We start from the raw sequence: 21,418 nt of genomic DNA on the forward strand, positions 1-21,418 counted from the left end.
TGGCGGCGCAATAAAAGGCGCGGAAAGCCGCACGGGGTAAAAACAAAAAGCCGGGGATTTCCCCCGGCTTTTTTGATCAAAACAGTTCGTGGCTTTCACCGTTGTCCATAATAGTGGTGCCCACATCATGCACCGAATATTCGGTCGGCTGGGTGCCGTTGATGAAGTACTCCTGACGGGTGTTGCCGCCACCGTTGGCCAGCTTGCCGGTGCTGCGATCAATGGTCACCGTCACCACGCCGTCCGGCGGTGTCAGCGGCTGCACCGGCACACCATCCAGCGCCACTTTCATGTAATCATCCCATGCCGGCTGCGCACTTTTCGCGCCGCCTTCGTAGCCGGAGATCTGATCCGGAATCGCACCCGATACCGTGGTGCGTCCCAGCGCGCGCGAATCATCGAAGCCAATCCACACCGACGTCACCACGCCCGGACCATAACCGGAGAACCAGGCATCTTTGGAACTGTTGGTGGTACCGGTTTTGCCGCCGATATCGTTGCGCTTCAGATCGCGACCGGCACGCCAGCCGGTTCCCATCCAGCCCGGTTCACCGAAGATGTTAGAGTTCAGCGCGCTCTTGATCAGGAACGCCAGCGGCGTGTTGATTACGTGCGGCGCATACTGCTGATCGCCGGCCGGCTGCGGCTGCGCCGGTACCTGCTCCAGCTCGGGCTGCGGCACGGTCTGATTCTGCTGCTGATTCGAGGTGGCGACGTTTTCCACGCTCTCTTCATTCAGCGCCACCGACTTTTTGGTGTCGCCATAGATCACCGGCAGATTGCACTGCGGGCAGGCGATCTTCGGCTGCGCCTGGAAAATCACGCCGCCCTGTTCGTTCTCGATCTTCGCGATGAAGTAAGGATCGACCAGGAAGCCACCGTTAGCCATCACCGCATAGCCGCGCGCCACCTGCATTGGTGTGAAGGATGCGGCGCCCAGTGCCAGCGACTCGGTATGGATAATATTCTGCGCCGGGAAGCCAAAGCGCTGCAGATACTCAGCGGCGTAATCAACGCCCATGGCACGCATCGCGCGCACCATCACCACGTTTTTCGACTCACCCAGCCCCTGGCGTAAACGAATCGGACCCGCATAAGTCGGCGGCGAGTTCTTTGGTCGCCAGTCTGCGCCGGCACCGGCATCCCAGCGTGAAATCGGCACGTCATTGAGGATGGAGGCCAGCGTCAGGCCGCGGTCCATGGCGGCGGTATACAGGAACGGCTTGATGTTCGAGCCGACCTGACGCAGCGCCTGGGTGGCGCGGTTGAACATACTCTGGTTGAAGTCAAAACCGCCCACCAGCGCGCGTACCGCACCGTCTTCCGGATTAAGCGACACCAGCGCCGAGTTCACCAGCGGCACCTGTCCCAGCCACCATGCATCCCCGACTTTACGTACCCAAATCTGCTGGCCAGCCTGCAGCACCTGAGTGACGCTGCGCGGCGTCGGGCCCTGCAGGGTGTCGGATTTATACGGACGCGCCCAGCGCACGCCGGCTAAGGTCAGCGAAACGCTGCTGCCATCTTTTAGCATGGCGGTGGCTTCGTCGGCGCTGGCGCTGGTGACCACGGCGGCATTCAGCGGACCGTAGACCGGCAGATTTTTCAGCGTATTGACGATGCGGGTGTGATCCCAGCTGGCTTCACCCACTTTCCACAGCACGTTGGTCGGGCCGCGGTAGCCGTGACGCATATCGTACGCCATCACGTTGTTACGCACCGCCTGCTGTGCGGCTTCCTGCAGATGGCGGGTCACGGTGGTATACACCTTGTAGCCATCGTCATAGGCGCTGTCGCCGTAGCGTTTCACCATCTCCTGACGCACGAGCTCGGTGAGATACGGTGCAGAGAAGGCAATTTCCGGGCCGTGATAGCTGGCGGTCAACGGTGTGTTGCGCGCGTCGTTATACTGCTGCTGCGTGATGTAGTTCTGATCCAGCATGCGAGCCAGCACCACATTACGGCGCGCCAGCGCACGGGCATGGGAATAGAGCGGGTTAAAGGTCGACGGCGCTTTCGGCAGGCCGGCGATCATCGCCATCTCACTCAGTGACAGCTGATCGACCGGTTTACCGAAGTAAACCTGCGCCGCCGCACCGACGCCGTAAGCGCGATAGCCGAGATAGATTTTATTCAGATAAAGCTCAAGGATTTCATCCTTACTCAGCAACTGCTCGATGCGAATCGCCAGGAAGGCTTCCTTGATTTTACGCATCAGCGTGCGTTCAGGGCTAAGGAAGAAGTTACGCGCCAGCTGCTGCGTAATGGTACTGGCGCCCTGCGAGGCGTGGCCGGAGACCAGCGCGATGCTGGCGGCGCGGAAAATCCCCACCGGGTCGACGCCGTGATGCTCATAAAAGCGGCTGTCTTCGGTGGCGATAAACGCTTTGATTAGCTCAGGCGGCATCTGTTGCAGGGTGAGCGGGATACGGCGCTTTTCACCGTACTGGGCGATCAGCTCGCCATCCGCGCTGTAAACCTGCATCGGGGTTTGCAGGCGCACATCTTTCAATGTGTTCACATCAGGCAGCTGCGGCTCTATGTATTTGTACAAACCATAAACCGTGCCGGCTCCCAGCAAAATGCAACACACTGCAAGGATCAATAAATACTTTACGAACTTCACCTGAGAATTCCCATCTGTTGGCGTTTGGGCAGTTTATAAACAATCGCGCGGTAGTATAAAGGCAAGCCTGACGCTTTGATATACCCGTCATTCTTCATGCAATGCGGGTAATCATCCTTTTTCCTGTAACGATAAGGAGATCGCGCGCATGGCTTTTCAGCGCTGGCAAATTGGACTGGACATCCAGAACGGGCAACTCTGCGCCCTTGGCATTGAACGACGCCGTCACGGATGGCAGCTGCGACACTGGTGGCAGCAGCCGCTGCCGCACGATACGTTACGCAACGGCGTGTTGCAAACCTCGCCAGTGTTACAGGAGATGTTGGTGCGCTGGCAGCGTCATTTACCCAGGCGCTACTCATTGCGCGTTGGCCTGCCGCCGCAGCTGGTGCTGCAGCGTACGCTGCCGTTGCCAGAGACCTCGTTACGCGAGCCGGCGCTCAGCCGCTACGTTAACGCGTCCGCATCACGCCTGTTCCCGGTCGAAGCCGCCTCGCTGTCGCTGGATTACCGGCTGGGCGGCAGCGCCAGCCAGCTGCACGTCACCGCTGCGCGCCGTGACGTCATCGCCCAGTGGCTGGCGCCGCTGCAGCAGGCCGGACTGCGCCCCGACGTGTTTGAGCTGAGCAGTCTGGCGCTGACGCAGATCGCCATGCGCGTTCCGCTGCGCCCGCATCAGCTGCTGATCCATCCGCTCAGCGACCACTGGCTGTGGACGCTGGCCGGCGAAAATAGCGCCTGCGGCGCGGCGACCGAATCTCTGACGCTCGCCCATCTGCGTGACACCTTTCCCCAGGCACAAACGGTGTTCTGCACCTCACCGCAGGCGTTGCCGGAGGCGGAAGTGCAGCGCTGCAAGCCGCTGGCGCTGCTGCATTATCTGCAACCGCCACTACCGGCAGAGGCGGGCGCGCTGGCGATTGCGCTAGGCCTGGCGCTACGTCCGGAGGATTACTGATGCTGGCGGTCAATTTGCTCCCGTGGCGGGCACAGCAGTTGCTGCTACGCCGCCAGCACAGCGTGGCGTTGCTGGTTGTCGTGCTGCTGGTAACGCTGTTACTCACGCTGCTGCTGTGGTGGCGCGCTGAACAGCGGCTCCAGCAGGCAGCCCGGCAGCAGGCCGATATGACCATGCAGCTCCAGCAGATACAGCAGCGGCTGGCGCAACAGCAAACGCTGATGGCGCAGCGGGATGATCTGTTACGCAGGCAGCAGGCGCAGCAACAGCGGCTGCAGCAGCATCAACGCTGGCAGCAGTTCTGGCAGCAACTGCCCGCACTGATGCCGGAGACGCTGTGGCTGAGTCGCGTGGAGCGGCGACAGGGGCAACTGGTGCTGGACGGTCTGGCGCAGAGCCTGGCTGATGTCAGCGCGTTCCGCCAGCAGCTGCAGACGCAACCGCTATTTGCGGCGGTGAAGCAGGGCAGCGTACAGCGTCAGGCGCAGGGGGATTACCGCTTCGCGCTGCGCGCCCGGCTGCAGGAGGCGACCGATGAATGAACTCATCCAGCGCTGGCTGCAGCTGGCACTGACGTGGCGAATAGCCAGCCTGCAACTGCTGGCGCTGCTGCTATTCGGGCTGGCGTGGCTACTGCTGCTGCGTCCGCAGCAGCAGCAGTTCAGCACGCTGCAACAGCAGCTGTCACAACTGGCGCAGCAGCACCAGCAACGTCAACAGCAGCTGGACGAGCGACCGGCCATCGAACAGCTCCAGGCGGAGATCGCAACGCTGCAGCCAGCGGCAACGGCGGCGTCCGTATCGTTAGAGCAACTGGTGGCAGCGCGCGGCAATCAGCTCGAGGCCTGGCATCCGGACAATCAGCCACAGCAGCTGGCGCTGCGCCTGAGCTGGCCGCAGTTTCTGCCGCTGTTCAGCGGGCTGGCTGCGACGGCGTTAGCGGTGCCACAGCGTTTTCAGCTGCAGGCGGAGCAGGGCGTGTTACACAGCGAGTTCTGGCTGGAGAGTGACGATGCGGAGTAGCGCACTGGTGTTACTGCTGTGCAGCAGCTGGGCGCTGGCGCGCGATCCGTTCCAGCCGCTGGCTGCCAGCCAGTGTCAGGTCCCCGCTGCCGTGCCGCAGGGCTGGCGCTTACAGGGCATCATTGGTCGCGCGCCGCACTTTGTGGCCTGGCTGGTTTCACCGCAGGGCAAACGTCAGCGGCTGAGTGCACCGGCTGCTTTTCCGGTGGCACCGTGGCAGGTGACCCATCTCAGTGCACATACGCTGGTACTGAGCGCCACGCAGAGCTGTCCGCCGCAGCACATCACATGGGTAATAAAAGGAGGATTTTATGAAAAGGATGACGCTGCTGCTGTGGCTGGCGCTGAGCAGTCCGCTGCACGCCGCTGATCAGCCCCTGAGCCTGGTATTTGATGATGCGCCGGTCGAGCGCATTCTGCAGGCGCTGGCTGACTATCAGCAAACCAACCTGCTGATCGCGCCGGGCGTCGAGGGGCGGCTGTCGCTGCGACTCGATAACGTCGGCTGGGAGCGCGCACTGGCGCTGGTCACGCGGCTGGCGAAACTCACGGTGATCCAGGAGGAGGGTGTGCTGCTGGTCTATCCGGAGAGCTGGCAGCAGCGACAGGCACAGCAGGCACAGGCGGAGCGTGAAGAGAAGCAGCTGCAGGCGCCGCTTGAGCAGCGCACCGTCACGCTGCACTACGCCAGCGCCAGCGATGTCTACCGCAGCCTGCAGGCGGAACGCTCGCTGATGACGCCGCGCGGCAGCGTGACGGTGGATAGTCGTACCAACAGCCTGTTACTGCGGGACAGCACGCAGGCGCTGCGCGACACCGAGCGCTGGCTGCAGGCGCTGGATCTGCCGCTGGAGCAGGTGGAGCTGTCAGCGCACATTGTCACCATCAATGAAGAGCATCTGCGCGAGCTCGGCGTCAGCTGGAGCACCGCACCCGGCGATGTCGTCACCGGGGCGCTGCGCAATCCGCAGCTGCTGGTGCCGCTGACGGTGAGCAATCCGGCGATACGCGCCGGCATCACGCTCGGACCGATGAGTGGCGAACTGCTTAACCTGGAGCTGAGCGCGCTGGAGCAGGAGAACCAGATCGAAATCATCGCCAGCCCGCGGCTGTTTACCTCACACCAGCAGACCGCCACCATCAAGCAGGGCACCGAAATTCCCTACGAGGTGAAATCCGGTAACAGCGGTGCGACGGCGATTGAGTTCAAAGAGGCGGTGCTGGGCATGGAGGTGACGCCAGTAGTATTGGGCAACGGGCGCATTCAGCTCACGCTGCGGCTGAGCCAGAACATGCCGGGTCGCAGCCTGACGATGGGGGAAAGTCAGGTGCTGAGCATTGATAAGCAGGAAATTGCCACTCAGGTGACGCTGCGCGACGGTGAAACGCTGGCGCTGGGCGGTATTTTCCAGCAGCAGCGCACCCAGGGCGAAAAGCGCGTGCCGTGGCTGGGCGAGGTGCCGCTGCTCGGCAGTCTGTTTCGTCAGCAGACCGACGAGCGCAAAAAACGTGAGCTGGTGATCTTCATCACGCCGCGACTGGTCAGGGAAGCAGCGCTTACCGCCGGATAAAGCGGAAAATTCGCTCCATATGACCAACTGCGTTGACGCAGGGCAGGAATTAGCATACAAGGTTTAGCGATTTTAAAACGGTGTAACGGAACGCGGCAGGATAACCTTCCGGCGGGTGTCAGTGACAAGCGATACTGGCATCGAAAGAAATATGCCCGAATTTTGGGTGGTACAGGACGTCAGCAACGGCACCAATTCCACAGTTTACGCAGGTAAGCTGTCGGGAGCGACAGGCCCAGCCAGCGCACCTGTAGCGCGCACAAGGATGGCAAAAAAGGAAGAGCGTTACCGTCTCGCGAACCACAGACCGGTCCTGTTTGAAGGTCGCCGGGGGCAATTTATTCGGTTGCCAAACGGCCATGAGTGTTGAGATAATTTTCCGTCTGACTCTTGCTAACGCTCATGAGGTCTCAGTTCCTGTCCCGCCAGCAATGTGCTGAACGCGGGGTATCATCAACGAATTCTTAGTAATACCGACAAAATGGCAGAGAAACGCAATATCTTTCTGGTTGGGCCGATGGGTGCCGGCAAAAGCACTATTGGTCGTCAGTTAGCTCAGCAACTCAATATGGAATTTTTCGATTCCGATCAGGAAATTGAGCGACGTACCGGAGCGGATGTAGGCTGGGTATTTGATGTGGAAGGCGAAGCCGGTTTTCGCGATCGTGAAGAGAAAATCATCAACGAGCTGACCGAGAAACAGGGCATTGTCCTGGCGACCGGTGGCGGCTCCGTCAAATCCCGTGAAACCCGTAATCGTCTCTCCGCCCGCGGTGTGGTCGTCTACCTCGAAACCACCATCGAAAAGCAACTTGCCCGCACTCAGCGTGATAAAAAGCGTCCGCTGCTGCAGGTTGACGAACCGCCGCGCGAAGTACTGGAAGCGCTGGCTGGCGAACGTAATCCGCTTTATGAAGAGATCGCTGACGTCACCATTCGCACTGACGATCAAAGTGCAAAAGTTGTCGCCAATCAGATCATCAACATGCTGGAAAAAAATTAATCCAGCACCCTGAGGGCTCAGCAATAGGTATCGGTCATCATGGAGAAGATCACTGTCTCACTGGGGGATCGCAGTTACCCCATCACCATCGCTGCCGGACTGTTTAACGATCCGGCTTCTTTTTGGCCGCTGAAAGCCGGCGACAATGCCATGCTGGTGACGAATCAGACGCTGGCACCGATCTATCTGGACAAACTCGCGACGCTGCTGAGCAACGCCGGGGTGAAAGTGGATCAGGTGATTCTGCCCGACGGTGAGCAGTACAAAACGCTGGCGGTGATGGACGAGGTTTTCACCGCGCTACTGCAGAAGCCGCACGGCCGTGACACCACGCTGATTGCGCTGGGCGGTGGCGTGATTGGCGATCTGACCGGCTTTGCTGCTGCCAGCTACCAGCGCGGCGTACGCTTTATTCAGGTGCCGACCACCTTGCTGTCGCAGGTTGACTCCTCGGTTGGGGGCAAAACTGCGGTGAACCATCCCCTCGGTAAAAACATGATCGGTGCTTTCTACCAGCCGGCTTCGGTGGTGGTTGATACCGACTGCCTCACTACGCTGCCGCCGCGCGAGCTGGCCTCCGGTCTGGCGGAAGTGATCAAATACGGCATCATTCTCGACGGTGAATTTTTCCAGTGGCTGGAGCAGAATCTTGATGCGCTGCTGGCGCTGGATAACACTGCCATGGCTTACTGCATTCGCCGCTGCTGCGAGCTGAAAGCCGACGTGGTGGCGGCCGACGAGCGTGAAACCGGCCTGCGTGCGCTGCTCAATCTCGGTCATACCTTTGGTCATGCGATTGAAGCGCATATGGGTTACGGCAACTGGTTGCACGGTGAAGCGGTCGCGGCGGGCATGGTGATGGCGGCGCGCACCGCTGAGCGTCTGGGTCAGTTCAGCGCTGCCGATACTGACCGCATTATTGCGCTGCTGCAGCGTGCTGGCCTGCCGGTTAACGGCCCGGCCAGCATGACGGCAGAAGCCTATCTGCCGCACATGATGCGCGATAAAAAAGTGCTCGGCGGCGAGCTGCGTCTGGTGCTGCCTCTCGCTATTGGCCGCTCCGAAGTGCGTGGCGGCGTGGCGCATGATATGGTGCTGGCTGCGATTAACGATTGCAAAGTATCTTGATTATCCCCGGACTACGTCGGGCTGCTGTCCGGCGGGGGAACAGTGAGCAGTGATGCGGCACGTGGGAAGCGTGCCGTTTTATGGAGGAGGCTAAATGGATGAGTTCAAACCGGAAGACGAGTTAAAACCTGACGCCAGTGACCGCCGTCCCACGCGGCCTCGCAAATCGTCTTCTGCGCCGAAAGCGAAAGTACCGGTTTCCCGTCAGCATATGATGATGGGCATCGGCATTCTGGTGCTGCTGATTCTGGTGCTGGGCATTGGCTCCGCGCTGACCGGCCCGGACGAGAAGAAACCGGCCAGCAACAGCGCCAGCACCGGTAGCGCGGCACCGGCTGGCGGCGGTAGTGAAAAGAATATCGACCTGTCAGGTTCAACCGCCATGAGCGGCCAGCAGAATGCCACGCCGTCGGCTGAGGGCAGTGCGCCGCAGAATACCGCCGGTAACGCCGCACCCGCTGGCAGTGACGGTCAGCCAATCTCCATGCCGTCTGTCTCCTCCACGCCGACTCAGGCAGCACCGGTTGACACACCGGCCAACCAGCAACGCGTAACGCTGCCGGGCGATCTCAATACCGCGCTGAATAATCAGCAGGGTTCCGTTGATGCCGCGGCGCAGGGCGCACAGGGCAACAGTTCGCTGCCTACCGCACCGGCAACGGTCAGCGGCAGCGCCGGCAAAGCGGTCACGCCGCCGGCGGTACGCGCTGAGACGCCACCGCGCAGCCTCGGTGCCAGCAGCGGCAGCAGCCACAAAACCCCGGCTGCCAGCAAACCGGCCGCAGTGAAAGAGAACAAAACGCACACCACCACCGCGCACAACAGCGCACCGGCCAGCAGTGGCGGTGCCAGCAAGTCGCTGCCATCGGGCGGCAACTACACGCTGCAGCTGAGCGGTGCGTCGAAAGAAGCGAGCCTGAACGCCTGGGCGAAGAAACAGAATCTGAGCGGTTATCACGTGTATAAAACCACGCGTAACGGCCAGCCGTGGTACGTGCTGGTGAGCGGCGCTTATGCCACACCGGCCGAAGCCAAACGTGCAGTAGCTTCACTGCCGGCGGAAGTGCGTGCGGCGAACCCGTGGGTTAAACCGCTCAGCCAGGTGAAGAAAGAGAGCCAGTAAGTGATGTGGGGCCGCGCTGCTGCGGCCCCGTTCTAAGCGCAGATCTGCTGTCGGTTTCGCCACAGCCAATAATTAAGATGTAATAGCCACGACAGCATGAAGAAAAATCGCGCTTTCCTGAAATGGGCCGGAGGGAAATACCCGCTGCTTGACGATATCCGTCGTCATCTGCCACAAGGTGATTGTTTAATCGAACCTTTTGTCGGCGCCGGTTCCGTATTCCTCAACACCGATTATGACCGTTATCACCTGGCGGACATCAACGGTGATCTGATCAATCTCTACAATATCGTTAAAACGCGCACCGCCTCGTTTATTGAAGACGCGCGCCAGCTGTTCAGCGCCAGCGGCAATACGGCGGAAACCTATTACGCCCAGCGTACGGCGTTCAACGCCAGCACGGATACCTATCAGCGCGCCGTGCTGTTTCTTTATCTTAACCGCCACGGTTACAACGGCCTGTGCCGTTACAACCTGCGCGGTGAATTTAATGTGCCCTTTGGCCGCTATCGTAAGCCGTACTTCCCGGAAGCCGAACTGTTATGGTTCGCCGAGCGCGCGCAAAAAGCCACCTTTGTCTGTGAATCGTACGATGTTACTCTGGGCAACGCCCCTGCAGGCTCAGTGGTTTATTGCGATCCGCCGTACGCGCCGCTGTCGGCGACGGCTAATTTTACCGCTTACCACACCAACAGCTTTAGCCTGCGTGAGCAGCAGCATCTGGCGGAACTGGCCAGTAAGCTGGCGCAGGAGAGCCGCATCCCGGTACTGATTTCAAACCACGATACCCTGCTGACGCGCGAGTGGTATCAGCATGCGGATTTACACGTAGTTAAAGCCCGGCGTTCCATCAGCCGAAGCATAAGTGGTCGCACTCAGGTTGACGAACTGCTGGCGCTTTTCCGCTAGCCTGTTTCGTCCGCGACCAACGCATCACGCCAGCTCCGGCTGGCGCACAAAATTGGGAGATTCGGATGAAACAATTTTTACTGGCCCCATCAATCCTTGCCGCTGATTTTGCCCGCCTGGGCGAAGATACCGCTAAAGCGCTGGAAGCGGGTGGCGACGTGGTGCATTTCGATGTGATGGACAACCACTATGTTCCCAATCTGACCATGGGGCCAATGGTGCTGAAAGCGCTGCGCGATTACGGCATCACCGCGCCCATCGATGTGCATCTGATGGTCAAACCGGTCGATGCGCTGATCCCGGAATTCGCCAAAGCGGGTGCCAGCTTCATTACTTTCCATCCCGAAGCCAGCGAGCACGTTGACCGTACGCTGCAGCTGATCAAAGAGCACGGCTGTAAAGCCGGTCTGGTGTTCAATCCGGCAACGCCGCTCAGCTATCTCGATTACGTGATGGATAAGCTCGACATCATTCTGCTGATGTCGGTCAACCCAGGCTTCGGCGGCCAGTCCTTTATTCCGGGCACGCTGGATAAACTGCGCGAAGCGCGTCGTCGCATTGACCAGAGCGGTTATCAAATCCGTCTGGAAGTGGATGGCGGCGTGAAAATCGATAACATCGGTCAGATCGCGGCGGCCGGGGCTGATATGTTTGTTGCCGGCTCGGCGATCTTCGGTCATCCGGATTACAAGAAGGTGATCGATGAGATGCGCAGCGAACTGGAGAAAGTTAATGGCTCATTTCACTGATATCCGCGCGCTGGCGTTCGATCTCGATGGCACGCTGGTGCACAGCGCGCCAGGCCTGGCACAGGCGATCGATCTGGCGCTGGCCGATTTGCAGCTGCCGCCCGCGGGCGTTGAGCGCGTCTCGACCTGGATTGGCAACGGTGCGGACATCATGATGGCGCGGGCGCTCAGCTGGGCGCTGGGCCGTGAGCCGCAGGCCGACGAGCAGCGCGACGCGCGTGCGCTGTTCGACAAACATTACGCCGCAACGGTGGAAGCCGGCAGTACGCTGTTTCCACAGGTGCAGGAGACGCTGGCCGCGCTGCACGCCAGCGGTCTGCCGCTGGCCATCGTCACCAACAAACCCACACCGTTTGTTGCTCCGCTGCTGCAGTCGCTCGGCATTGCCGACTACTTTTCTCTGATCATCGGCGGCGACGATGTGGTGGTGAAAAAACCACATCCGGCGGCGATTTTCCTCGTTCTCGGCCGTTTCGGCGTGCTTCCAGGACAATTGCTGTTTGTCGGTGATTCGCGCAATGATATTCTCGCTGCCCAGGCGGCGGGCGTGCCAAACGTTGCGATGACCTTCGGCTACAACTACGGTGAGCCGATTGCCACCAGCCAGCCCGATTTAACTCTCGATACTTTTAGCGAACTTTTGCCCGTTCTCGGGCTGTGATTATCAGGACATAACATGAGCAAACCCATCGTTTTCAGCGGCGCCCAGCCTTCCGGTGAACTGACCATTGGCAACTACATGGGTGCGCTGCGTCAGTGGGTGCAGATGCAGGATGATTTCCACTGCATTTACTGCATCGTCGATCTGCACGCCATCACCGTTCGTCAGGACCCGGCCGCGCTGCGCAAAGCCACGCTGGATACGCTGGCGCTGTACCTTGCCTGCGGTATCGATCCGGAAAAAAGCACCATCTTCGTGCAGTCGCACGTACCGGAGCACGCGCAGCTGAGCTGGGTGCTGAACTGCTACGCCTACTTCGGCGAGCTGAGCCGCATGACGCAGTTCAAGGACAAATCGGCACGTTACGAAGAGAACATCAACGCCGGTCTGTTCGATTATCCGGTGCTGATGGCGGCCGATATTCTGCTCTATCAGACTAACCAGGTACCGGTCGGCGAAGATCAGAAGCAGCACCTTGAGCTGAGCCGCGATATCGCCGCGCGCTTCAATGCGCTGTACGGCGACGTGTTTAAAATTCCTGAGCCGTTTATTCCGAAGTCCGGCGCGCGCGTGATGTCACTGCTGGAGCCGACGAAGAAGATGTCGAAATCCGATGATAACCGTAACAACGTGATTGGTCTGCTGGAAGACACCAAATCGGTGGTGAAGAAGATCAAGCGCGCAGTGACCGACTCGGAAGAGCCGCCGGTGGTGCGTTACGACATCAAAGAGAAAGCGGGCGTGTCTAACCTGCTGGATATCCTGTCAGGCGTGACCGGTAAGTCGATTGCGCAGCTGGAGCAGGAGTTCGAAGGCAAAATGTATGGTCACCTGAAAGGCGCGGTGGCAGATGCTGTGTCTGAGATGCTGACTGAGCTGCAGGAGCGCTATCATCGTTTCCGCAATGACGAAGCGTTCCTCAACCAGGTGATGCGCGATGGCGCAGCGAAAGCCCGTGCGCATGCCCAGGAAACGCTGAAGAAAGTGTATGACGCCGTAGGCTTCGTGGCGCAGCCATAAGCCGGTTTGCCGGGGCGCAGCACAACGCGCCCCGCAGGCTTTACTTCACCCGATGCAGCGTCAGCTCTGCGCCATCCCAGAATAGCCGCGCATTGCCGTCGGCCAGCACGCTCAGTACCGCGCCCGGTGCCGGTCCCCACGCCTGATTGCCACAATGCACGTTGAAGCCATAGCGAAAGCTGAAATCACGATCCTGTCCGGCCCCGCTGGCGGCGCTCAGGCGCGGTTTTCCCTGGCAATTGTCGGTCGCCGGATTGATGCCGCGTTCGGCAGTGCCGCGCGTCCAGCTGATCGCATTGGGTTTAAACGCCACGCGCGCGCCCATAAACTGCGGATCGTTTTTGATGTAAATCTGGCCGTTCTCCTTTTTCGGCGTCACGGCAACCACCTGCCATTCGCCCGTGACCGATGACCACGTTACCGGGGCGGCACTCACCGCCACGCTCAGCGGCATCAGCAGCGCCGCGGCCAGAGAAATAATGCGCATGGAAACTCCTTGTGATTGATTTGGCTGCTCAGTCTGGCGGCAAAGCGCAGCGCTGTACAGTAATTTACCGCATCAGAACCAGCGCAGCTGCGTGCGCAGGCTGACCACGCGGCCCACAATGATCAGCGCCGGACTGGCAAACTGCTGTGCCAGCGTCGCCAGCTCCTGCAGCGTGGCGCAGGCGACGCGCTGCTGCGGCGTGGTGCCGTGCTGCACGATAGCCACCGGCATCGCTGCGTCCATCCCGTGCCGTAACAGCTGCTGCTGAATGTCGGCCGCCTGGCTGAGGCCCATATAAAACACCAGCGTCTGCTGCTCCGCCGCCAGTTTGCCCCACTCCATTTCGCCGTGCTGCTGCAGATGGCCGGTGACGAAGCGCACGCTCTGGGCATGGTCGCGGTGGGTGAGGGGAATACCGCTGTAGGCGGCACAGCCGGAGGCGGCGGTGATGCCCGGCACCACGCTGAACGGGATGTTATGCTGCGCCAGCACCTCCAGCTCTTCGCCGCCGCGGCCAAAAATAAAGGGATCGCCGCCCTTGAGACGCACCACACGCTTGCCGCGCTGCGCCTGCTCCAGCAGCAGCTGGTTGATTTGTTCCTGCGGCACGCAGTGATGACCCGCCTGTTTACCCACGAAGAGGCGTTCGGCATCGCGCCGCACCAGATTAAGAATCGGCTCCGACACCAGCCGGTCATACACCACCACATCAGCCTGCTGGATAGCCTGCAACCCTTTCAGCGTTAGCAGACCGGCATCACCCGGCCCGGCGCCGACCAGCACGACTTCGCCCTGCTGCGTCAGCGGCGCCGCAAACAAGGCATCGACCTGCGCGGCAGCGCGTGCCCGATCGCCGTTGGCCAGCGTTTGGGCCAGCCGATCGCTGGCAAAGAAGCGCTCCCAGAAGGCGCGGCGTGGCGCCATGGCGCTAAAATGCTGCTTCACGCGCTCGCGCAGTGAGCCCGCCAGCGCAGCCAGTTCGCCGAGATGCTGGGGCAGCATCGCCTCCAGTTTCTCACGCAGCAGACGCGCCAGCACCGGCGCGCGGCCACCGGAAGAGACGGCGATCATCAGCGGCGAGCGGTCGACGATCGACGGCATAATGGCGCTGGCCTGCTGCGGCGCATCCACCAGGTTACAGAAGAGGCGGCGCTGTTCGGCGGCGTCAGCCACCTGCTGATTGACGGCATCATCGCTGGTGGCCGCAATCGCCAGCCAGCATTCATCCAGCCAGTCATCGGCAAAGGCGCCGTGCAGTAACGTCACTTTTCCCTGTTGAGCCCACAGCTGAAACGCCGGGGAAAAATCCCGCGCGCCGACGTACAGCTCTGCGCCGGCCTCCAGCAGCAAACGCGCTTTGCGTTCAGCCACATCGCCTGCGCCAACCAGTAAACAACGCTTGCCTTGCAGCCGACAAAACAGCGGAAAGTAATCCATAACGAATCCTGAAAAAAAGCCCGCACGGTGCGGGCTGTGGAAGGGATTATACCGATTTCAGCGGCGAAGCCTGGGCTTGCGTCTGCGGGCGCTGCGCCTGCGGCGTGGCATACCAGTAGCCGAGGCCCATCAGCACCATGCCAGAGAACATATTGCCGAGCGTCACCCACAGCAGGTTGTGGCCGATGCCGCGCAGCGTCAGGTCGGCGCTGTGCTGACCAAACCACGACAGCGCAAATACCGTCATGTTGGCGATGGAGTGCTCGTAGCCGGAGGCGATAAACGCCAGCAGACACCACCAGATAGCGATGAACTTCGCGGCCCCTTCGCTGCGCACCGCCATCCAGATCGCCAGACACACCAGCCAGTTGCACAGCGCGCCTTTAAAGAACAGCGCCATCGCCGTCTGCGTGGTTTTTGCCAGCGCCACGCTGTGGATCAGCGAACCGGCGTTCGGCAGCAGCGCACCAGCGGCGTAGTAGTAGAGCAGGGCGACAAACACCGAGCCGATAAGGTTACCCAGCCAGGTTTGCGGCAGCACACACCACATCTGACCGTGGCTGATGGTGCCGGCTTTAACGCCCACGGTGAGGAACATGGTGTGGCCGGTAAACAGCTCGGAACCGGCGATGATCACCAGCGTCAGAGCGATACCGAAGGTGGCGCCCATCAGCAGTGGACGATACGCCGGGTCCGCCAGGTTGCCGAGGGTGAAGATCAGGATGATCGCCAGGCCAACATAAGCGCCGGCCATCGCCGAGCCAATCCAGAAGGCCAGCGGGCTGTGCTGCGCGGTGCGGACAATGCGCGCCGCATTGGCGGCGCAGGTGTTCAGGGTGTCAGAAAACATAGTGACGTCTCATAAAGTGAAGGAATTCTGTCAGGCGCAGACTTCGACCTGGCCGTTGCTGACGCGCACCGCATAGCTCGCCACCGAGCGGCTTTCATCTTCCAGACAAACGCCATCGCTCAGGCGAAAACGCTGTTTTTTCAGTGGGCTGGCGACCCACAGCGTGTGCTGGTGTTCGGCGATCAGGCCGCGCGACAACACGCTGGCTTCAGCAAACGGGTCGATGTTGCTCAGAGCGTACAGTTGCGCATCGTCGCGCGGGCGAAAGATGGCGATCTGCTGGCCGTTAACCAGCGCGCACACGCCGGTAGCGGGCAGGATTTGTGTGAGTTCACACACGGTGTACCACTGGCTCATGCGTCAGCCTCCTCGATCAGGGTAATAGCGATGCGCTCCGCCGGACGCGCCGGGCGATGCTGCTCGCGTTCACTGACGTGCTGCACCAGCGGGTCGCGCTGCGGGCTGTTAACAAACGTGGCGAAGTGCGCCTGCTGCTGCGGGTCGTTAACCGTGGCGGTCCATTCACAGCGGACGTCAGCGCGCAGACGCGTCAGCTCCTGCTCCAGCTGCGCGTTAAGGCCGAGCCGATCGTCAATAATCACGCTGCGCAGATAGTCGATGCCGCCGTCCATGCTCTCCAGCCACAGCGAAGTGCGCTGCAGGCGGTCGCCGGTGCGGATGTAAAACATCATGAAGCGGTCGAGATAGTGCAGCAGCGTGTCGCGGTCGAGGTCAGCCGCCAGCAGATCGGCGTGGCGCGGTTTCATGCCGCCGTTGCCGCACACGTACAGGTTCCAGCCTTTTTCGGTGGCGATGACGCCGACATCTTTGCCCTGCGCTTCGGCGCATTCACGGGTACAGCCAGAGACGCCAAACTTCATCTTGTGCGGCGTGCGGATGCCTTTGTAGCGGTTTTCCAGCTCAATGCCGAAGCCGAGGGTGTCGCCAACGCCATAGCGGCACCAGCTGCTGCCGACGCAGGTTTTCGCCATGCGCAGCGCTTTGGCATAAGCCTGTCCGGTTTCAAAGCCGGCGGCAATAAGTTGTGACCAGATGGCCGGCAGGTCGTCGCGCTGCGCCCCAAACAGGCCGATGCGCTGTGAGCCGGTGATTTTGGTGTAAAGGTTGTACTGCCGCGCCACTTCGCCCAGCGTCATCAGCCCCTGCGGCGTGATTTCACCGCCGGCGGTGCGCGGAATCACCGAGTAGGTGCCATCTTTCTGGATGTTGCCGAGATAGAGATCGTTGCTGTCCTGCAGCGGCGTGTGCTGCGGCTTGAGGATGTATTCGTTCCAGCAGGAGGCCAGCAGCGATCCGACGGTCGGTTTACACACTTCACAGCCGTAACCCTGGCCATACTTCGCCAGCAGCGCGTCAAACGACTTGATCTCCTCCACGCGGATCAGGTGATACAGCTCCTGGCGCGAATAGGCGAAATGCTCGCACAGGTGATGATTGACTTCGATGCCCTGACGGCTCAGCTCAGCGTTCAGCACCTGCGTAATCAACGGAATACAGCCGCCGCAGCCGGTACCGGCGCGGGTTTCGGCTTTCAGCGCCGCCACGGTGTGGCAGCCCGCCTGCACCGCGTTAACGATATCGCCTTTGCTGACGTCAAAGCAGGAGCAGATTTGCGCGCTGTCCGGCAGCGAATCGACGCCCAGCGCCGGTTTTTCGCCGCTGCCCGCCGGCAGAATCAGCAGCGCCGGGTTTTCCGGTAAGGCGATGCGATTGAGCGCCAGCTGCAGCAGATTGCCGTAGTCGCTGGTGTCGCCCACCAGCACCGCGCCGAGCAGAGTTTTGTTGTCTTCGCTGACGATCAGGCGCTTATACACGTGCTGCTGTTCATCGAGCCAGATGTAACTGCGCGCGCCCGGCGTGCGGCCATGCGCATCGCCAATGCCGCCGACGTCCACGCCCAGCAGCTTGAGTTTGGCGCTCATATCGGCACCGGCAAAGACGCTGTCACGCCCAACCAGCGCATCGCTGGCGACCTGCGCCATTTTGTAGCCTGGCGCCACCAGACCGTAAATCCGATCCTGCCAGGCGGCGCATTCCCCAATCGCGTAGATCGCCGCATCGCTGGTCTGGCAGCGATCGTTGATGGCAACGCCACCGCGCTGGCCGAGCGCCAGGCCGCATTGTTGCGCCAGCTTATCCTGCGGACGAATGCCGGTGGAGAACACGATGAAGTCGACGTCGAGCGCGCTGCCATCGGCGAACTCCAGCGTTTTACCGCCCTTAGCGTGATGCACAATCTGCCGGGTATTTTTGCCGGTATGGACCTGCACGCCCATCTGTTCGATCTTACGCCGCAGCTGTTCGCCGCCCTGCGTATCCAGTTGTTCCGCCATCAGCACCGGCGCAAACTCAATCACGTGCGTTTCAATGCCGAGATTTTTCAGCGCGCCCGCCGCTTCCAGTCCGAGCAGACCGCCGCCAATCACCGCACCGCGTTTGCTGCGGCGCGCGCAGGCTTCAATGGCGTTGAGATCTTCGATGGTGCGATAGACAAAGCAGTCGCTGCCCTCCGCGCCGGCGATCGGCGGGATCCACGGATAAGAACCGGTGGCCAGAATCAGCGTGTCGTAATGCACCGCACGACCGGTGTTGGAGTGAATCAGCTTTTCCTCACGGTTGAGGGTAATGGCGCGCTCGCCGAGCAGCAGATTGACCTGATGCTTTTCGTAGTAGCCTTCGCGCACCAGTGAGAGTTCTTCGGCGGTGTGGTGGGAAAAATAGGCGGAGAGATGGACGCGGTCATAGGCGACGCGGGGCTCTTCACAGAAAACGGTTATCGCGAACTGCTCAGGGGCGGCTTTGTCGATCAGTTCTTCGATAAAGCGGTGGCCAACCATGCCGTTGCCAATAATAACGACACTGTGCTTGCTCATGCTTGCCTCAAAATTTGCGGGATCTGCGCCTACCTTAGCGCGCTGTTTCTGGCGCTTATTGACGTACATCAACTGCGGCTTTATATACCCATTTAGAGGTATGTTGCTGATTTTAAGCGTTTTTATCTAAGTCTTTTATTTGGTTGAAAATTACCCAATGGCGGCAGAAAAGTTGCCAGCGGCGCGGCCGTTTTTCGTGCTAGCTTAAGATGTTGCGTTTTCAGCGGAGAAGGATATGACCCAGCAAGCGTTTAAGTGGATAAACAACCTGCGCCTGGCAGGCCAACCGGGTTTATGGCAGATCGAAATTCGCCACGGCAACATCAGCGCCATTATTCCGCAGCCGCCGCACGCGGCCGCCCAGCCGGATGCGCTGGATGCCGCCGGTGGCCTGGCGAGCGCGCCGTTTATCGAGCCGCATATTCATCTCGACACCACGCAAACCGCCGGCGAACCGGCGTGGAATCAGTCCGGCACGCTGTTTGAAGGCATTGAGCGCTGGGCTGAACGCAAGGCGCTGCTCAGCCATGAGGATGTGAAGCAGCGCGCGCGGCAGACGCTGAAGTGGCAAATTGCCAACGGCATTCAGCACGTGCGTACCCACGTGGATGTGTCCGATCCCACGCTGACCGCCTTAACCGCGATGCTGGAGGTGAAAGCGGAGATGGCGCCGTGGATCGATATCCAGATCGTGGCCTTTCCGCAGGAGGGCATTCTCTCTTATCCCAACGGCGAAGCGCTGCTGGAAGAGGCGCTGCGCCTTGGTGCCGATGTGGTGGGCGCGATCCCGCATTATGAATTTACCCGCGAATATGGCGTCGAATCACTGCACAAGGCGTTTGCGCTGGCGCAGCGCTATGACCGGCTGGTGGACGTGCACTGTGACGAGATTGATGATGAGCAGTCGCGCTTTGTCGAGACCGTGGCGGCGCTGGCGCACCGCGAAGGCATGGGCGCGCGCGTCACCGCCAGCCACACCACGGCGATGCATTCGTACAATAACGCCTATACCTCGCGGCTGTTCCGCCTGCTGAAGCTGTCGCAGATTAACTTTGTCGCCAATCCGCTGGTGAATATTCATCTGCAGGGACGCTTTGACAGCTATCCGAAACGGCGCGGCGTGACGCGGGTGAAAGAGCTGCTGGAGGCGGGTATCAACGTCTGCTTCGGCCATGATGATGTGTTCGATCCCTGGTATCCGCTCGGCACCGCCAGCATGCTGCAGGTGCTACATATGGGGCTGCACGTCTGTCAGCTGATGGGCTATGAGCAGATCGACAGCGGTCTGCAACTCATCACGCACAACAGTGCCAAAACCATGCAGCTGGCGGATTATGGCGTGCAGGTGGGCAACGCGGCCAGCCTGATTATTTTGCCTGCTGATAACGGGTTCGATGCGCTGCGCCGTCAGGTGCCGGTGCGCTATTCGCTGCGTAAGGGCGTGCTGGTGGCGGCCACACAGCCGGCAAGCAGTGAAATTTATCTCGGTGCTAGCGAAGCGGTGACGTTTCGGCGTTAAGGAAGCGGGAAGAGGAATAGCGGCGCGAGGCTTCGCGCCGCTCGGGGATCAGGCAGTCTGGTGAGCGTGCTGGCGATGTTTGGTGACAAAGCCGAGCAGCACACACATCACGAACACCACCGCGTACAGCGCGTTCGCGGTGGACAGCGCCGCGTGGGCACCGCCTTTCGCCACGATCGGGCCGGTGACCACGAAGGTCAGCATGGTGCCGACGGTGCCGCAGGTGAGGATGAAGTTCACCAGCTTCGGCGATGACGCTTTGGTCTGCAGCGAGCCCAGCGTGATGATGGTGGTGTAAATGGCGCTGGAGAAGAAGCCAAGCGACATAATGATCCAGTGCAGCATGCTGGCATCGGTGGTTTTCACGAACCAGAACATCAGGCCGGTGGCCAGCAGCGCCAGCACCACCAGAATGCGTTGCAGGTCGAAGAAGCGCAGCAGGAAGCTGAACGCCCACATGCCGACCATATAGGCGGTCCAGAAGTTACCGACCAGCTGACCGGCGGCGGCGATATCCATGCCCATTGATTTGGTGGCGTATTCCGGTACCCAGGAGATGAAGCCGAGCTGGCCGAGGATGTAGCACAGTGCCGCGATCGACAGGAACAGCACGCCGATGCCCCACTTCTCTTTTTCGCCGCCCTGCACCGCGGCTTCGCTCTTCAGTACCGGGAACTCGACCATCAGCGTCAGGATGAAGATCGCCACATAGATCACTCCAATGCAGGCGTAAACCCAGTACCACGGCAGCGCGCGCGCCAGCAGAATGCCCGCGATAATCGGGAAGATGGTGCCGGCCATGCTAAAGAACGAGTCGGTAAACAGCAGACGGGAACCGCGCTGGCGACCATCGTACAGATGCGTAATCAGGAAGGTGCCGATCGACATGGTGATACCGCTGACCACGCCGAGCACGAACATGCACAGCGAGAACACCGTGAGGTTATGGCTGGTCATCAGCCCGGCCACGGCGAGGATCATCAGCACAAAGCCAAAGATCAACTGGCGCTTGAGTGGCACAATCACCATCAGCCAGGCGTTCAGGAACACCGCCGCCAGAATACCGGCGTTAAGGAAAGTGAAGGTGTTGCTCATCTCGGAGATGGGCAGCTGGAAATACCGGGCAATATTATCCAGCACCATACCGGTAACGATCACCAGTGCGCCGGTGAGCGCATAGGAGAAAAAGCTGATCCAGGTAAGGCCAATGCGATTACGGTTTGTCATGTTCTGAACCTGTGATGCGCCGACGTGGCAAAAAGTGTCATGAATTGTAAATGGATCTGTGATCGTAATAAACAAGCAGTGAAACGTGCGAGAAATATTTCATTAATAGTGTGATTTTCGTCACGCAAATGATTGCGCGACGGGAAAAGTATGACGATAGCAACATCAGCGTAAATATAGGTAAAACGCTGGCTCTTGTATTACATGCTCTTTACAATCAATCTCGTTTTTGA

Annotated in this window: 20 protein-coding genes; 13 read left to right on the forward strand and 7 right to left on the reverse strand. The window is 60.2% G+C overall.

The window, feature by feature from the left end; translation table 11 throughout:
- Positions 1 to 76: 76 nt before the first annotated feature.
- On the reverse strand, positions 77 to 2,626 hold the full coding sequence (gene mrcA, locus AC6I79_RS01430) for a peptidoglycan glycosyltransferase/peptidoglycan DD-transpeptidase MrcA (protein ID WP_031279687.1): 2,550 nt from the start codon (positions 2,624 to 2,626) through the stop codon (positions 77 to 79).
- Between the two features lie 148 nt (positions 2,627 to 2,774).
- Between mrcA and pilM the strand changes: the two genes are divergently transcribed.
- The 12 genes from pilM to trpS all read left to right on the forward strand — a co-directional run bounded on the left by pilM (position 2,775) and on the right by trpS (position 12,771).
- A complete protein-coding gene (gene pilM / locus AC6I79_RS01435) occupies positions 2,775 to 3,584 on the forward strand; it encodes a type IV pilus biogenesis protein PilM (RefSeq protein WP_132466607.1) in 810 nt (269 codons plus the stop codon).
- Entirely contained in the window at positions 3,584 to 4,126 is a 543-nt protein-coding gene (locus AC6I79_RS01440; protein WP_058774995.1) for a PilN domain-containing protein, read from the forward strand. The genes pilM and AC6I79_RS01440 overlap by 1 nt, the downstream gene beginning before the upstream one ends.
- Complete coding sequence (locus tag AC6I79_RS01445; protein WP_132466609.1) at positions 4,119 to 4,607, forward strand: HofO family protein; 489 nt, start codon at positions 4,119 to 4,121, stop codon at positions 4,605 to 4,607. The genes AC6I79_RS01440 and AC6I79_RS01445 overlap by 8 nt, the downstream gene beginning before the upstream one ends.
- Positions 4,597 to 4,977, forward strand: a complete 381-nt coding sequence (locus AC6I79_RS01450; protein WP_159378036.1) for a HofP DNA utilization family protein — start codon at positions 4,597 to 4,599, stop codon at positions 4,975 to 4,977. Before AC6I79_RS01445 ends, AC6I79_RS01450 begins: the two co-directional genes overlap by 11 nt.
- Entirely contained in the window at positions 4,919 to 6,178 is a 1,260-nt protein-coding gene (gene hofQ, locus AC6I79_RS01455; protein ID WP_159378037.1) for a DNA uptake porin HofQ, read from the forward strand. The genes AC6I79_RS01450 and hofQ overlap by 59 nt, the downstream gene beginning before the upstream one ends.
- Before the next feature lie 481 nt (positions 6,179 to 6,659).
- Complete coding sequence (gene aroK, locus AC6I79_RS01460; protein WP_010617392.1) at positions 6,660 to 7,181, forward strand: shikimate kinase AroK; 522 nt, start codon at positions 6,660 to 6,662, stop codon at positions 7,179 to 7,181.
- A gap of 39 nt (positions 7,182 to 7,220) precedes the next feature.
- Entirely contained in the window at positions 7,221 to 8,309 is a 1,089-nt protein-coding gene (aroB, locus tag AC6I79_RS01465) for a 3-dehydroquinate synthase (protein WP_058780177.1), read from the forward strand.
- 94 nt (positions 8,310 to 8,403) lie between these two features.
- On the forward strand, positions 8,404 to 9,432 hold the full coding sequence (locus AC6I79_RS01470) for an SPOR domain-containing protein (protein WP_021507423.1): 1,029 nt from the start codon (positions 8,404 to 8,406) through the stop codon (positions 9,430 to 9,432).
- A 96-nt stretch (positions 9,433 to 9,528) separates the two neighbouring features.
- Complete coding sequence (dam, locus tag AC6I79_RS01475) at positions 9,529 to 10,341, forward strand: adenine-specific DNA-methyltransferase (protein ID WP_021507424.1); 813 nt, start codon at positions 9,529 to 9,531, stop codon at positions 10,339 to 10,341.
- Positions 10,342 to 10,406: 65 nt separating this feature from the next.
- On the forward strand, positions 10,407 to 11,090 hold the full coding sequence (rpe, locus tag AC6I79_RS01480) for a ribulose-phosphate 3-epimerase (RefSeq protein ID WP_021507425.1): 684 nt from the start codon (positions 10,407 to 10,409) through the stop codon (positions 11,088 to 11,090).
- A complete protein-coding gene (locus AC6I79_RS01485) occupies positions 11,074 to 11,751 on the forward strand; it encodes a phosphoglycolate phosphatase (protein WP_021507426.1) in 678 nt (225 codons plus the stop codon). Before rpe ends, AC6I79_RS01485 begins: the two co-directional genes overlap by 17 nt.
- Before the next feature lie 15 nt (positions 11,752 to 11,766).
- Complete coding sequence (gene trpS / locus AC6I79_RS01490) at positions 11,767 to 12,771, forward strand: tryptophan--tRNA ligase (protein WP_058770971.1); 1,005 nt, start codon at positions 11,767 to 11,769, stop codon at positions 12,769 to 12,771.
- A 40-nt stretch (positions 12,772 to 12,811) separates the two neighbouring features.
- On the opposite strand, the gene AC6I79_RS01495 is transcribed toward trpS, so the two are convergent.
- The 5 genes from AC6I79_RS01495 to nirB all read right to left on the reverse strand — a co-directional run bounded on the left by AC6I79_RS01495 (position 12,812) and on the right by nirB (position 18,439).
- Entirely contained in the window at positions 12,812 to 13,258 is a 447-nt protein-coding gene (locus tag AC6I79_RS01495; RefSeq protein ID WP_058780174.1) for a hypothetical protein, read from the reverse strand.
- A 72-nt stretch (positions 13,259 to 13,330) separates the two neighbouring features.
- Positions 13,331 to 14,695, reverse strand: coding sequence for a siroheme synthase CysG (gene cysG, locus AC6I79_RS01500; protein WP_088517935.1), 1,365 nt, complete (start codon positions 14,693 to 14,695; stop codon positions 13,331 to 13,333).
- A gap of 46 nt (positions 14,696 to 14,741) precedes the next feature.
- A complete protein-coding gene (gene nirC, locus AC6I79_RS01505) occupies positions 14,742 to 15,545 on the reverse strand; it encodes a nitrite transporter NirC (RefSeq protein ID WP_021507430.1) in 804 nt (267 codons plus the stop codon).
- A gap of 30 nt (positions 15,546 to 15,575) precedes the next feature.
- Positions 15,576 to 15,902 (reverse strand): nitrite reductase small subunit NirD, encoded by a 327-nt coding sequence (gene nirD / locus AC6I79_RS01510; protein WP_021507431.1) that lies wholly within the window; start codon positions 15,900 to 15,902, stop codon positions 15,576 to 15,578.
- The gene (gene nirB, locus AC6I79_RS01515) at positions 15,899 to 18,439 is read right to left on the reverse strand and encodes a nitrite reductase large subunit NirB (protein ID WP_132466616.1); all 2,541 of its coding nucleotides are present in this window, start codon (positions 18,437 to 18,439) and stop codon (positions 15,899 to 15,901) included. Before nirB ends, nirD begins: the two co-directional genes overlap by 4 nt.
- A gap of 235 nt (positions 18,440 to 18,674) precedes the next feature.
- On the opposite strand from nirB, the gene AC6I79_RS01520 reads away from it, so the two are divergent.
- Positions 18,675 to 19,958, forward strand: a complete 1,284-nt coding sequence (locus AC6I79_RS01520) for a cytosine deaminase (protein WP_021507433.1) — start codon at positions 18,675 to 18,677, stop codon at positions 19,956 to 19,958.
- A gap of 48 nt (positions 19,959 to 20,006) precedes the next feature.
- Here the strand turns inward: AC6I79_RS01520 and tsgA are convergent, their stop codons facing one another.
- Positions 20,007 to 21,185: an MFS transporter TsgA gene (gene tsgA / locus AC6I79_RS01525; RefSeq protein ID WP_127834660.1), complete on the reverse strand. Its 1,179-nt coding sequence runs from the start codon at positions 21,183 to 21,185 to the stop codon at positions 20,007 to 20,009.
- Positions 21,186 to 21,418 lie beyond the last annotated feature (233 nt).

The organism is gamma proteobacterium symbiont of Scutellera amethystina, assembly GCF_059730845.1.